The sequence below is a fragment of the Bacillus licheniformis DSM 13 = ATCC 14580 genome, from assembly GCF_000011645.1.
GTDB classification, from domain to species: domain Bacteria; phylum Bacillota; class Bacilli; order Bacillales; family Bacillaceae; genus Bacillus; species Bacillus licheniformis.
On sequence record NC_006270.3, the window covers coordinates 2,320,371 to 2,333,174 of the forward strand.

Consider the following 12,804-nt stretch of genomic DNA (forward strand, 5'->3'; position numbering starts at 1 on the left):
CCTTAATCCACACCATTTAAGAGCCGCTTTATGCGGCTTTTAGCCGTTTTTCCCGGCTATGTAGGCTTCAAGCTCAAGGAAAGTAGGCTCCATGACTTTTGCAGGGGGCAGAGCCTTCATAAACACCGTGCCGTAGGAAGAGGTTCGGATGCGGCGGTCAAGAATAACGACCGTTCCGCTGTCTTTCTCTGAGCGGAGCAGCCTGCCGATTCCCTGCCTGAAGGCCAGGACAGCTTCCGGCAGAGATACCGCTTGAAACGGACTTTCTCCCCTTCTCTTTGCCCGGTCGCACTTTGCTGATTCAACCGGATGGTCAGGCGGTCTGAACGGAAGCCTTGCGATGATCAGCGTCGTCAGCTCATCACCCGGAAAGTCAACGCCCTCCCAAAAATGGTTCGTTCCGAGAAGAACCGCATGAGGATACGATTTAAACAACTTCATGACCTTAACGGGACTTCCGCCGGAAATCCCCTGTGCAAGGAGCTGACAAGGAAAGTCTTCCTCATTTTTCAATGTATGGTAGACGTCTCGCAGCATATCATGAGACGTAAACAGGACGAGCACTTTGGCATCTTTCTGTTTTGCAAGCGCCTTGACGTAACGCGAGACATCCTGAATATAGTCTCCCGGATCGTTTTGAATCGGGCTGACATCCGTCGGAATCATGATATTCATATGTTTATCATAAGAAAAAGGCGACTCGATTTGCAAGGTCCTCGGATAGAAATCGCTTAAACCAAGCTTTTTGATCATATAGTCAAAAGAGTTCTCGACGACAAGCGTCCCCGATGTGAGGACAACGCTTTTTTTCTCGGTGAAAAACCGGTCGGCCAGAATTTCGCTTGTATCAAGCGGCTGAGCGTAAATAGCAGCGGCGTTTTTTGCGCCCTTCGCGTCAATTTCAATCCAGACGACCTCATCTTCAACAGGGTCAAACATCAAGCGGCCGAGCGTCTTTCGATATTCTTCAAGGTCGTTCATGCACGAATCGTATTCCTCTAACAAAAACGCCTGACGGCTTGTGAAAGAAGCCTGTTTTTCAGCGAGGCTTTTCTTTTGATCCATAAACAGCCGATGCATGTCATACAGCATGGAACACAGTCTTCGTGCGCCTTCTTCAAGCCTGCTCCATGCTCTGCTTTCACCGGTTTCGCCGATCTTATATAAGAGACGGTTTAGATCGTTTCTTGGTTTCCTCCTCTTGACAAAAGAATGAACAGCCGTAAAGAATAGATCGCTTTCTTCAAGAAGCTGAGCGAGCCATTCGTCCATTTGGAAAAAGGATTCTGATGAAATGCCTGCCGACCGGTAGAGCCGTTCGGCTTTTTTCAAAATACCCCTCTGCTTGAGGGTGCCGAGCCTCATCAATCTTTTGTGGAGAAAGACATAGTCTGCTCTAGCTCCATACTGCTCGCCCGCCGCGCGCTCAAAATGATGGGCTTCATCAATAATGAACATATCGGCATCTCCGGTATGGATTCGCTGATTGGTTTCGTCAGTCAACAGAAGCGCATGATTGGTAATGATCATATCAGCCTTCTGGGCCCTCGCTTTGGCTCTTTCATAAAAACACAATTTCCTCATGTTGCTGCTTTCTGCATATGAATGCGAATCATATGCCAGTCTGTCCCATAAAAGCTTTCCGCCTGACGGGAGATTAATTTCGGATAAATCGCCCGTTTCCGTGTCTGTCAGCCAGACGAGAATCTGCGCTTTTGCTAGGACGCTATCATAATTGTCATCATCTTCCTGTAAAATATGCTTGAACTTGCGAATGGATAAGTAATGGGAGCGGCCCTTTAAAACCGCGGCTTTTACCGGAAATGGAAAAATCTTTTCCAAAAGCGGGATATCGCGGTTTATCATTTGCTGCTGAAGCAATGTCGTATATGTGCTGATCACGACCGGTTTGCCTGTTTGCTTGGCGTGAATTGCAGCCGGCACGAGATATCCGAGCGATTTTCCGATTCCAGTAGCGGCTTCTATTAACGCATGCTCATGATTTTGAAAAGCGGTCCAGACCTCCCGCATCATTTTTGTCTGACCTTCTCTCTTGTCAAACCGGTCGTCCAATGAAGAAAGCCCGCCGTCTCTTTCCCAAATGAGCGGCTCTGTCTGCGGAACCCGGCTCTTATGGCCGGCCTCTTCATCCTCGACTTCAGGAGTCCTGATCACAAAAGAACCGACCTTCGTAAAGCCGGCCTCAAGTTCAGCATCGGCGCCTTTTTCAGCAATCAAGCCGTCAAAAAGCTCCTGCGCGTCGCTGATCAAATGCCAGGATAGACGTCTGATAGATTTCAAAACGGGAATCGGCAGCCTTTTCAGTCTGTCCATCATATGTAAAAAGATCAAAGCGGTCACTTCCGCATCGCTGTCAGCCCTGTGCGGGTTTTCATGGCGAATCTGAAGCTCTTCGCTCAGCTCTGTCAATTTATAGCCGTCAAAACCCGGAAAGACGATTCTCGAAAGCTCCACCGTATCGAGAACGCTGCATTCAATCTCACCAAAGCCGGCCAGCTGCAGCTCATGCTTGACAAAAGCAAGATCAAAATGAATGTTATGAGCGATAAAACAGCTGTCATGAAGCAGCTCAAAAATATCTTCGGCAATCGCCGAAAATGGTTCTTCATTTTCAACCATTTCATTCGAAATGCCCGTCAGCTGCTCAATAAAAGCGGGAATCGGCTGATTGGGATTCACATATTTGGAGAAACGTTCGGTTATCTGTCCATTTTCAATCACAACCGCTGCAATTTGAATGATTCTGTCGCCTTTTTTCGGAGAATTCCCTGTCGTTTCCACATCAATGACCACATATCGTTGATTGTTCATTCAATGGACACCTCAATTTCGATACCTTCGACAAAAGTGTAACACGTTTTAAAAAGGCGCGGGGGAAAAGCTTCAAAACCGGCTTCTTCTCTTTCGCTCTTTCCAAACGATATGAAAGCCCCCTAAAGGCAAGGGGGCTACAGAATGGTACGGGCTGGCTCCTGACCCAGCATTTCCTCGATTTCGTTTCTCTCGTTCAAAACGGCAACCTTCGGCTTATGGGTCTTTGCTTCCTCTTCAGACATCATCGCATAAGACACGATGATGACGACATCTCCAACCTGGACAAGGCGGGCGGCAGCTCCGTTTAAACAAACGACGCCGCTGCCCCTTTCACCGGGAATAATGTACGTTTCCAGCCGGGCCCCGTTATTATTATTCACAATTTGCACTTTTTCATTTGCCATCATTCCGACAGCATCCAGCAAATCTTCATCAATTGTCACGCTGCCGACGTAGTTCAAATTGGCTTCCGTCACTCTCGCTCTGTGAAGTTTTGCGCTCATTAACGTACGGTACATCACAAATCCTCCTTTTGATCTGCCGGGATATCGACGATGATATTGTCAATTAAGCGGGCTTTGGAAAACTGAACGGCAACCGCTATGATGACTTTTCCAGTCAATGGATCCCTGATCTCCAGATCGGGATATGAATAAATATCGGCATAATCAATAACACCACTCGTTTTTTCCAGAATGCTCCGAATCTCCCGCTTAACGGCCTCCGGGTCTCTCTCTCCATTGCGGATCAGCTCGGCGCCGCGCTGAAGAGCTCGGTAAAGAGCGGTTGCTTCCTGCCGTTCTTCAGCTCGCAGATTGACATTTCTTGAGCTTTTGGCAAGCCCGTCTTCTTCCCGTTTTGTTTCGACAGGGATCAGCTCGATATCCATGAAAAAGTCGTTGATCAGCCCGTCGACGACGGCAACCTGCTGGGCATCCTTCATGCCGAAATAAACCCTTGTCGGAGACGTGAGATTGAACAGCTTTGTGAGCACTGTTGCGACACCGTCGAAATGCCCTTCTCTTGAACGGCCGCAAAGGACATCCGTCCGCTTTTTCACGCTTGCGGTAACCGTCGGCTCCTGGCCGTACATTTCTTCAGGCTCAGGAGTGAACAAGACGTCCACTCCTGAGCCGGCCGCAAGCTGACGGTCTCTTTCAATATCTCTCGGATACGCTTCATAGTCTTCTCCCGGACCGAACTGCATAGGATTGACAAAAATGCTCATCACGACAATATCGTTGTCTTTTCGCGCTTTTTCTACTAGCGACATATGACCTTCATGAAGGAAGCCCATTGTCGGCACAAAACCGATGGTTTTGCCTTCCTTGCGGTAATTTTTCGTTAAGTTTTGTATATCTTTTGCTGTATAGATCTGAATCATGCCTATTTCCCTCCGTATAATCCTTCAAGAACTTGCTGATCTATACGGAACGAATGAGCATCTTCAGGAAACACGCGGCTTCTGACATCCTCAACATATCCCCGAAGCGCTTGTTCAAGCGGCTGGTCGATTTGTGCATACTGCTTGACAAATTTAGGCGTCCGGCTTACTCCGTGTCCGACAACATCGTGGTAAACGAGAACCTGTCCGTCCGTGCCAGCACCTGCTCCAATGCCGATGACAGGAATTGTGAGCTCCTTTGAAATCCGTTCAGCGAGCGCTGCCGGGACGCATTCCAGAACGAGCGCCATCGCGCCTGCTTCTTCACAGCGCCTGCTGTCTTCAATCAGCTTGCCGGCGCTTTCTTCATCTTTCCCTTGAACTTTATAGCCTCCCAAAACACCGACGGATTGAGGAGTCAAGCCTAAATGGCTGACAACAGGTATTCCGCCGCGTGTTAAAGCCGTGATCGTCTCAAACACACCGTCGCCGCCTTCAAGCTTCAAAGCATCTGCCCCGCTTTCTTGAACGATCGCCGCGGCATTTTTCAGAGCGCTTTCCAAAGAGCAGTGATATGACATAAAAGGCATATCCGTCACAACAAACGTATCTTTTGCCCCGCGTTTGACAGCTTTTGTATGGTGGATCATATCAGCAACCGTAACAGATACGGTCGAGTCAAGGCCGAGTACAACCATGCCGAGTGAATCGCCGACAAGGATCATATCGACGCCGGCCTGTTCGGCAAGCTTTGCCGCCGGATAATCGTAGGCAGTCAGCATGACGATCGGCTCTCCCTCTTGTTTCATTTTTAGAAAGTCAGTTTTTGTCTTCATGTTTTCTCCTCCTCTTTTTCAGAGGAGATGAGCTGCCGTGCTTGCATCTGCATCTTTTCGGACAGCAAAAAAACCTTCCGGCAAGGAGAAGGATTTCGTATCGTCCGTGTTCGGCAAGAATCATCCCTCTGTCCCAGTCCTTTTTGGATCAAGGCAGACTGTTTTTTTATAAGTTGCATGCTTTCCAGGTGCAGTTCCCAGAGGATACTGCCCATCCGAAGTATACCAAAAACGCATGGATCGTTCCAACTATGACGGATTAATATCGATATCAGCGGAGTATATTTTTTTGATGCCGTCACTCGTTTCCAGGATCAATACGCCTTCTTCGTCGATTCCGAGCGCTTTGCCGTGAAACGTTCCGTTCAGCGTCCGGGCCGTCAATTCGCGGTTCAGGGTCAAAGCATAGCTTTCCCACAAAAGCTTGATCGGTTCAAAACCGTAGGCGAGATAGTCTTCATACCTTTTTTCAAACGTCGACATTATTGTTTGGACCAAAGCCGCTCTGTCGATTTTTTCACCGCTTGCGAGACGAAGGCTTGTCGCTGTTTCTTGTAATTCCTCCGGAAAGTCGGCTGCAAGCTGATTGACGTTGATCCCCGTTCCGACAATAACGGAATGGACCTGATCAGCTTCCGCCTGCAGTTCCGTTAAGATCCCGACCACTTTTTTGCCGTTGATCAAAATATCGTTCGGCCATTTAATTTCGGCTGCGATGCCGGTTTGCTCTTCGATTGCCTGAACGATCGCTACAGCGGCTAAAAGCGTCAGCTGCGGCGTTTTTTGCACGGGAATTTCAGGCCTTAAAATGATGCTCATCCAAATGCCGTTTCCTTCCGGGGAATGCCATGCTCTCGCCATTCTTCCTCTTCCTTCAGTCTGCTTGTCGGCAACGATGATCGTTCCTTCGGGCGCACCGTTGTTTGCAAGTTCGTGGGCGATTTTTTGAGTTGATGAAACGACATCCTGAAAATGGATCGTCTGTCCCATTTTTTTCGTTTTTAACCCGAGCCTGATTTCATCTTCAGTGATCTTGTCGGGTTTTTTTATCATTTTATAGCCGAGCTTTCGGACCGCTTCAAGTTCATATCCCGATTTTCTCAGATCTTCGATATGCTTCCAAACGGCGGTTCTTGAGCATCCGAGCTCTTCGCTGATTTTCTGGCCAGAAATGAATTCGCCGTCTGCCTCGGTAAACAATTGAATGAGTTTCTTTCTTAAATTTGACTGCATGAATCCAGCCACTCCTCTATGGCTTTTTTTTGATTGGCAAGCTCCCCGTTTAACACGGCCCGCTCAATCCGTTTCAAATCATCGGACACCCATTTTCCGGCCGGCTTCTTTCTGAAATTCAGCAGATCGCTTCCAGATACCGCCAGGTCTTTCAGGCTTTTAATCGGAAGCGCCTGGTACGACTGTCTGATTTCAGCCAGCTGCTCTTCATCGATTGCCTGCTTGTCCCTCAAGCTGCGAATGGCAGATGCGGCCAGCAGCGTCTCTTCCCCCGCCTCATACATCGAGACGGCATCCCATTTTTGATCGATCCGTTCAGCCGTATGGAGCGCCTGTCTGATGACTTTCCCCGGAAGCTTCCACCCTTTTAAAAACCGGTGCGCTTCAGCGGGATTGATCGATATCATGTGAATGAAAGCCGCCCATATATCGGCACTTTTTTGAAGTTGATAAAAAGGAAAAGCTCGGGCAGCCAGAACGCGCTCCTTTTTGCCGTCCAGCCCCGGAAGCTCCTTGTAAAGCCCTGTTTCAGCCGCTGCTTCCAGAGCCCGGCCTGCTGCTTTTCCTTTTAAAAGTTTTTCGAATTCAACCGTTTTCCGCTCTGTAGAAATATGGGCCAGGAGCGGACGGTTTTCGCAAATCGCTTTTTTTGTATTTGGAGAAAGCTCAAACTCGAGCTGACTCATAAAACGGAGCGCCCGCAGCATGCGAAGCGCATCTTCGTGAAAACGCTCCGCCGGGTCGCCGACCGTTTGAATCAATCTTTCCCGTATGTCGCGGAGCCCGCCGAAATAGTCGATCAGTCTGCCTTCTTCATCCATCGCCATCGCATTAATCGTCAGATCCCGCCTCTTCAGGTCTTCCTTCAGCGATTTGATAAACTGAACGCCGCTCGGCCTTCTGTAATCCTCATATTCAAGCTCTGCGCGAAAGGTCGTCACCTCGTAGGATTCTCCCTCAAAGAGGACGATGATGGTTCCGTGTTCCTTTCCGACATCAACGGTTTTCGGAAAAATGGCTTCGATTTCTTCCGGGGATGCATCTGTAGCGATATCAATATCGCCGACATCTCTGTTCATTTGGGCATCCCTGACGGCTCCGCCTACAAAGTAGGCCTGCCAGCCGTGTTTTTTCAGCTCACGAAGGAGAGGAAGAGCCTTCAAAAAGAGATCCTCCATTGTCACACTCCCAGTCTGTTAATTGTTGATAAATTTCTTCATATTGCGCGATGATTTTGTTGGAAGAAAAGCGTTCCTTGATGCTTTGCAGCGCCGCTTCCGCAAACTGGCGCTGCAGGCTTTCATCAGTCAGTAAATGAAGCGCCTTACTAGCTGCACCTTCAATATCTCCGACATCGACCAAGTAACCGGATACTCCGTTTTTGATCACCTCGGGAATCCCCCCGATATTTGTGCCGATGCACGGAACGCCGCAGGCCATCGCTTCAAGCAGCACTAAACCGAAGCTTTCCTTCTCGGACAAAAGCAGCTTTAAATCGCTGATGGCGTAAAGCTCTTCTACGCTGTCTTGTTTGCCAAGGAAAAGAACGTCGTCTTTTAATCCGAGCTGTCTGACAAGCTGGCAGATCACGGTCATTTCCGGCCCGTCGCCGACGAGAATCAGCTTCGATTTCATTTGTTTGACAATGCGGCTGAATACATGGATGACATCCTGTACGCGCTTCACCTGTCTGAAATTGGATACGTGGATGATCACTTTTTCATCAGGTGCAATGCCGTACTGCTCTTTCAGCGAATGATGCTCCTGTTTTTTTAAATACACGCGCTCATCCACAAAATTATAGATCGTTTCAATTTTTTTGTTCGGTTTGATCAAATCATACGTTTGCGCGGCAAGAGCCGAAGAAACCGCGGTAACGCGGTCAGACGATTCGATCGCAAACTTGATCAGGTCTTTTAAAGACGGATCATAGCCGAGCACGGTTATATCTGTGCCGTGCAGCGTTGTGACCGTTTTAATGTTTCCGTTCAGCATTTGCTTCGCTAAAAAAGCGGAAATCGCGTGAGGCACCGCGTAGTGGGCATGCAGAACATCAAGCTGTTCCCGCTTTGCCACCTCCGCCATTTTGCTGGCCAAAGCCAAATCATACGGCGGGTACTTAAAAACGGCATATTGATTGACTTCGACTTCGTGAAAATAGATGTTGGAATACACTTTATTGAGCCTGTACGGAACACTTGATGTAATAAAATGAATTTCATGTCCTTTTTCCGCAAGCAGCTTGCCGAGCTCGGTGGCGATAATTCCTGATCCGCCGACACTCGGATAACATGTGATTCCGATTTTTAACTGTTTCATCATCCGCCCCCAAATAAATCGTTGTTTAACAGAAGAGTCCGCTTTGAAAAAAACCCTTCCGCGTATGCGACGCCGACCTCTTTTCCCAAAAGCTTTTCCCTGGCTTCGACCGTTTCAATATATCCGTTTGTCAGCGGTGTTTCAACCGACTGCCGGGAACGGGTGAACTGGCTCTGATAAGCAGCAAGGCCATCCTTTTTTTGATTGATCGTTTCAGAAATGTCGATGACAAACTCAGGTTTGTGAAAACCGTTGATCATATAGTAGTACACGTTTTGGACTTTATGGGCCGGCTGTTTTTCTGCATCTTCGTATTTATGTATACCAGCGGAAAAGACCGCTTCTTCGACGATTTCCGCTGCGTGCCCGTGATCGGGATGCCGGTCCTTTGGATAAGGGACAAAGACAAGCTTCGGTTTATGTTTCCGAATGACGGCAACAACGTCCCTGATCGCCGCCTGGCTGGGAAACAGCCCCCTGTCCGGCAGCGTGAGGGAAATCCGCGGACTGGCGCCGAGAATTTCGGCCGCCAGCGCCGCTTCGCTTTTTCTCGTTTCGACTGTTCCGTTTGAAGACAGTTCAGCCTGGGTTAAATCGCAGATTCCAATTTGAAAGCCTTTTTTAGTATATTTGGCAATGGTTCCTCCCATGCCGATTTCTACATCATCGCTGTGTGCACCGAAAGCAAGTATATCAAGCATCGCGATCCCTGCCGTGGACAATGTTTCTGAACTCAAACGCGCCTTCCTCGACAGAACGGATCAAGATTTCCGCAGTTCCCATGTTGGTGGCGAGCGGAATGGCATAAACGTCAGACAAGCGGATAAGCGCTGACACGTCAGGTTCGTGCGGCTGGGCCGTCAGCGGGTCTCTCAGAAAAATCACAAGATCGATGTCATTTTTCGCGATCAAAGCGCCGATCTGCTGGTCACCGCCAAGCGGCCCCGATTGAAAGCGCACGACGGGCAGCCCTGTCGCTTCAGTGATTTTTAAACCGGTCGTTCCTGTCGCAAACAGCTCATGCTTTTTTAAAATGTCTTTATAAGCGGTCGTCAGCTGAATCATATCCTGTTTTTTTCGGTCATGGGCAATTAAGGCGATTTTCAAAGCGATTTCCCCCTTCTTGTTACTCTATGATATTTTCAAGGCCGTAGACAAGCTGATCGATTTTCATCACTTGTTCAACAGCCAGTTTCACACCAGACATAAAAGATGCGCGATTGTATGAATCGTGACGGATTTTCAGGGTTTGGCCGTCTCCGCCGAACATCACTTCCTGATGGGCAATCAATCCCGGCAGACGAACGCTGTGGAGACGGATTCCGTTTTGATCGGCGCCTCTTGCTCCCGGCAGAATTTCCTTTTCATCCGGGTGCCCCTGCGTTTTCGCTTCGCGAACAGCCGAAATCATTTCCGCCGTTTTCAAGGCCGTTCCGCTTGGCGCGTCAAGTTTTTGATCATGGTGCTGTTCAATGATTTCAACATCGGTAAAATAGTTGGCAGCCATTTGCGAAAACTTCATCATCAGCACGGCTCCGAGCGCGAAGTTTGGCGCGATGATAGCTCCGATTCCCTTCTCATCGGTCAGTTCCATAAGCTCGTTCAAGTCGCTCTCAGAAAATCCTGTCGTTCCCACAACAGGACGGACGCCGTGCTCCAACGCGATTTTTGTATGTAGCTTGCCGATTTCCGGCGTTGTCAAATCAATCAGAACATCCGGAGACGTTTCTGAAAAGCATTCCGTGATATCGGTGTAAATGACAGCATCTGAACTTGACGTCATCACATCTGACAGCTTTTCACGGTTATATGTACGGTCGATTGCACCGACAAGTTCAAAATGTGCGGTATCTTCAACAAGTTTGACCGCTTCGCTTCCCATTCTTCCGCGCGGTCCTGCTATTGCGATTTTAATGGTATCCTTTTGCATCTTGATTCTCCTCTACTTTCCTTCTTCTTTTCTTGTCCAGCGATCTTTATCACGGGTGTTGAACTTCTCCATGACCATATCATGCGCTTCATCCAATGATATATGAAGCGAATTCGCAAGACAAACTAAAACGAACAATACGTCGCCGATTTCTTCTTCGATCTTTTTTTCCGATTCGGTTTTTTTCTTTGGTTTTTCTCCGTAATGATGGTTGATTTCCCTCGCCAGTTCGCCAAGCTCTTCCGTCAGTCTGGCCATCATGGCAAGCGGACTGAAATAGCCTTCTTTAAACTGGCCGATATATTCGTCGACTTCACGCTGTATATCTTTCATCGTTTTTTCTTTCGTCATGCTGGCAAAACCTCCTGTCATCTCTTACATGTTAGCGAATTCAAACAAGTTTGACAAATGTTTAAGACGAGTTTGCTGTTTTAAAACGGATACACTATAATATTAACGCCAGCTTATGGAAGGAAAGGAGTTTTTTTATGTTCGGAGACATCAGAATGAAGAACGTCCTGTTTATTTTAGCAGGCGCCGCTGTTTTTTCCTTTGGACTCGTTCATTTTAATATGCAGAACAACTTGTCGGAAGGCGGTTTTACCGGCATTACCCTGCTGCTTTATTTCCTGTTTAATATCGATCCTTCCATATCCAATCTGGTGCTGAACATCCCGGTCTTCTTCATCGGCTGGAAACTCCTCGGCAGAACGGTCTTCTCATACACCATTCTCGGCACAGTCAGCCTGTCGGTGTTTTTATGGATTTTTCAGCGCTTCCAGATTCATATGCCGCTTCAAAACGATCTTGCGCTCGCGGCACTTTTTGCAGGCGTGTTTATCGGCACCGGATTGGGCATTATTTTCAGATACGGCGGAACAACGGGCGGCGTTGATATTATCGTGCGGCTGATCAACAAATATTTTCAAGTGCCGATGGGCAAAGCCATGTTTGTGTTTGACGCCTGCGTCATTACATTATCCCTTATTTTTTACCTTTCCTATAAGGAAGCAATGTACACGCTTGTTGCCGTATTTGTCGCCTCAAAGGTCATCGACTTTATGCAGGAAGGCGGTTATGCCGCAAAAGGCGCCACCATCATCTCTGAAAAGAACGACCAGATTCAGCGCAAAATCATTGAAGAAATGGAAAGAGGCGTCACAGTTTTAAAAGGTCAAGGGTCTTATACGAAGACGGAGCGGGACATTTTATACTGCGTCGTTCCGAAAAATGAGGTTTTCCAGCTGAAAAATGTGATTACTTCGGTCGACCCGCACGCTTTTGTAGCCGTAAGCGACGTACACGACGTGCTGGGAGAGGGTTTTACGCTTGATGAGAACAAAAATCCCATCACCCGCTGATTGAAGGTCAGCAAAAAAGAAGCTCGCGATCAGCGGAGCTTCTTATTTCGGCCAATCTTTTTCTCTTTTTCTGCGCCTGTCCTCTTCGGCTTTATACTTTCTGAAACCGACGTATGTCAGCGTCGAGAGGATAATGCTTCCCGTCGTCAGGATGACCCATAGCAGGGAAGGGTCTGCATCATCTTCTTCTACTTGATCAAACACATCTTCCAAATCTTTTTCCAAAAGCGTCAGCCTTTCCAGCTTGCTGCTTTCCGTCATTTGCTGGAAGCCTCCGTTTTCCACGACTGCAATATGGTTGGAGACGCTTTTTAACTGCTTTGGCGAAACATCGATCGTTAAGCTTGGATAAATCGTATCATACAAGGATAAAAAATGATTCCACTTTTCCCTGAATGTCAAGTTGTCTTCTTTCTGAATCCCGGCTTTCAAAGCGCTGAAAGAATCCATGATCGGCTTTTTCAAACTGCTCCACAGCGGATCATGATCTGATTCAATGGCGTCCATCAGCATTCTAAACTGGGCGGCGGCTTTAAATTTCTCCTGGTGTGCGACCTCTTCGCTTTCCAGACTTTTCAGCGTATCATGATAGGCCAGACTGACCTGGCGGATTTCCGAGCCTGTCATCATATCCTCTGTCCCGTCTTTCTCCGCAGCTTTCAGCCTTTTTTCAAAGTATTGAAGAATTTGTACCGCTTCCTCATATTGAGACTGCCTTGTTAGCTGGAATACCGTATCCGACAGTTCCGTCAATTCCTGCAAAGCCGATGATTCTTTCGCTTTCAAACCGGCCGCAGGAAAAACAAGCGCAAGCATCATGCAAAGGATCACCTTTCGTATCATTACGGTCCCTCCCACTCCTTCTATTAAAGCGTATGAAGAGAGGGACAAGGTTAGACCAAGATT

Annotated in this window: 13 protein-coding genes; 1 reads left to right on the forward strand and 12 read right to left on the reverse strand. The window is 48.0% G+C overall.

The window, feature by feature from the left end; all coding sequences use genetic code 11:
• Positions 1–39 precede the first annotated feature (39 nt).
• The 11 genes from dinG to TRNA_RS33345 all read right to left on the reverse strand — a co-directional run bounded on the left by dinG (position 40) and on the right by TRNA_RS33345 (position 10,888).
• Complete coding sequence (gene dinG, locus TRNA_RS33290) at positions 40–2,832, reverse strand: ATP-dependent DNA helicase DinG (protein WP_003182914.1); 2,793 nt, start codon at positions 2,830–2,832, stop codon at positions 40–42.
• 137 nt (positions 2,833–2,969) lie between these two features.
• Positions 2,970–3,353, reverse strand: coding sequence for an aspartate 1-decarboxylase (gene panD, locus TRNA_RS33295; RefSeq protein WP_003182918.1), 384 nt, complete (start codon positions 3,351–3,353; stop codon positions 2,970–2,972).
• On the reverse strand, positions 3,353–4,219 hold the full coding sequence (gene panC, locus TRNA_RS33300; RefSeq protein WP_003182920.1) for a pantoate--beta-alanine ligase: 867 nt from the start codon (positions 4,217–4,219) through the stop codon (positions 3,353–3,355). The genes panD and panC overlap by 1 nt, the downstream gene beginning before the upstream one ends.
• 2 nt (positions 4,220–4,221) lie before the next feature.
• Positions 4,222–5,055 (reverse strand): 3-methyl-2-oxobutanoate hydroxymethyltransferase, encoded by an 834-nt coding sequence (panB, locus tag TRNA_RS33305; protein WP_003182922.1) that lies wholly within the window; start codon positions 5,053–5,055, stop codon positions 4,222–4,224.
• 249 nt (positions 5,056–5,304) lie between these two features.
• Complete coding sequence (locus TRNA_RS33315; protein ID WP_009328004.1) at positions 5,305–6,288, reverse strand: bifunctional biotin--[acetyl-CoA-carboxylase] synthetase/biotin operon repressor; 984 nt, start codon at positions 6,286–6,288, stop codon at positions 5,305–5,307.
• Positions 6,273–7,466 carry a CCA tRNA nucleotidyltransferase gene (locus TRNA_RS33320; protein WP_009328003.1) on the reverse strand — a complete coding sequence of 398 codons (1,194 nt, stop codon included), beginning with the start codon at positions 7,464–7,466 and terminating at the stop codon, positions 6,273–6,275. Before TRNA_RS33320 ends, TRNA_RS33315 begins: the two co-directional genes overlap by 16 nt.
• On the reverse strand, positions 7,426–8,607 hold the full coding sequence (gene bshA, locus TRNA_RS33325; protein ID WP_009328002.1) for an N-acetyl-alpha-D-glucosaminyl L-malate synthase BshA: 1,182 nt from the start codon (positions 8,605–8,607) through the stop codon (positions 7,426–7,428). Before bshA ends, TRNA_RS33320 begins: the two co-directional genes overlap by 41 nt.
• A complete protein-coding gene (bshB1, locus tag TRNA_RS33330) occupies positions 8,607–9,308 on the reverse strand; it encodes a bacillithiol biosynthesis deacetylase BshB1 (protein WP_003182933.1) in 702 nt (233 codons plus the stop codon). The genes bshA and bshB1 overlap by 1 nt, the downstream gene beginning before the upstream one ends.
• Positions 9,301–9,714, reverse strand: coding sequence for a methylglyoxal synthase (gene mgsA, locus TRNA_RS33335; RefSeq protein ID WP_003182935.1), 414 nt, complete (start codon positions 9,712–9,714; stop codon positions 9,301–9,303). The genes bshB1 and mgsA overlap by 8 nt, the downstream gene beginning before the upstream one ends.
• Before the next feature lie 19 nt (positions 9,715–9,733).
• Complete coding sequence (gene dapB, locus TRNA_RS33340) at positions 9,734–10,537, reverse strand: 4-hydroxy-tetrahydrodipicolinate reductase (protein ID WP_003182939.1); 804 nt, start codon at positions 10,535–10,537, stop codon at positions 9,734–9,736.
• Between the two features lie 12 nt (positions 10,538–10,549).
• Entirely contained in the window at positions 10,550–10,888 is a 339-nt protein-coding gene (locus TRNA_RS33345) for a nucleotide pyrophosphohydrolase (protein WP_003182941.1), read from the reverse strand.
• 137 nt (positions 10,889–11,025) lie between these two features.
• On the opposite strand from TRNA_RS33345, the gene TRNA_RS33350 reads away from it, so the two are divergent.
• Complete coding sequence (locus tag TRNA_RS33350; protein ID WP_003182943.1) at positions 11,026–11,898, forward strand: YitT family protein; 873 nt, start codon at positions 11,026–11,028, stop codon at positions 11,896–11,898.
• 42 nt (positions 11,899–11,940) lie between these two features.
• Here the strand turns inward: TRNA_RS33350 and ypjB are convergent, their stop codons facing one another.
• Entirely contained in the window at positions 11,941–12,741 is an 801-nt protein-coding gene (gene ypjB / locus TRNA_RS33355) for a sporulation protein YpjB (protein WP_003182945.1), read from the reverse strand.
• Positions 12,742–12,804: the final 63 nt, after the last annotated feature.

What these genes read in the sequence shown, in the direction of transcription:
- dinG (WP_003182914.1), bottom strand. Translation starts at nt 2,832, where the DNA reads ATGAACAATCAACGATATGTGGTCATTGATGTGGAAACGACAGGGAAT.
- panD (WP_003182918.1), bottom strand. Translation starts at nt 3,353, where the DNA reads ATGTACCGTACGTTAATGAGCGCAAAACTTCACAGAGCGAGAGTGACG.
- panC (WP_003182920.1), bottom strand. Translation starts at nt 4,219, where the DNA reads ATGATTCAGATCTATACAGCAAAAGATATACAAAACTTAACGAAAAAT.
- panB (WP_003182922.1), bottom strand. Translation starts at nt 5,055, where the DNA reads ATGAAGACAAAAACTGACTTTCTAAAAATGAAACAAGAGGGAGAGCCG.
- TRNA_RS33315 (WP_009328004.1), bottom strand. Translation starts at nt 6,288, where the DNA reads ATGCAGTCAAATTTAAGAAAGAAACTCATTCAATTGTTTACCGAGGCA.
- TRNA_RS33320 (WP_009328003.1), bottom strand. Translation starts at nt 7,466, where the DNA reads ATGGAGGATCTCTTTTTGAAGGCTCTTCCTCTCCTTCGTGAGCTGAAA.
- bshA (WP_009328002.1), bottom strand. Translation starts at nt 8,607, where the DNA reads ATGAAACAGTTAAAAATCGGAATCACATGTTATCCGAGTGTCGGCGGA.
- bshB1 (WP_003182933.1), bottom strand. Translation starts at nt 9,308, where the DNA reads ATGCTTGATATACTTGCTTTCGGTGCACACAGCGATGATGTAGAAATC.
- dapB (WP_003182939.1), bottom strand. Translation starts at nt 10,537, where the DNA reads ATGCAAAAGGATACCATTAAAATCGCAATAGCAGGACCGCGCGGAAGA.
- TRNA_RS33345 (WP_003182941.1), bottom strand. Translation starts at nt 10,888, where the DNA reads ATGACGAAAGAAAAAACGATGAAAGATATACAGCGTGAAGTCGACGAA.
- TRNA_RS33350 (WP_003182943.1), top strand. Translation starts at nt 11,026, where the DNA reads ATGTTCGGAGACATCAGAATGAAGAACGTCCTGTTTATTTTAGCAGGC.
- ypjB (WP_003182945.1), bottom strand. Translation starts at nt 12,741, where the DNA reads ATGATACGAAAGGTGATCCTTTGCATGATGCTTGCGCTTGTTTTTCCT.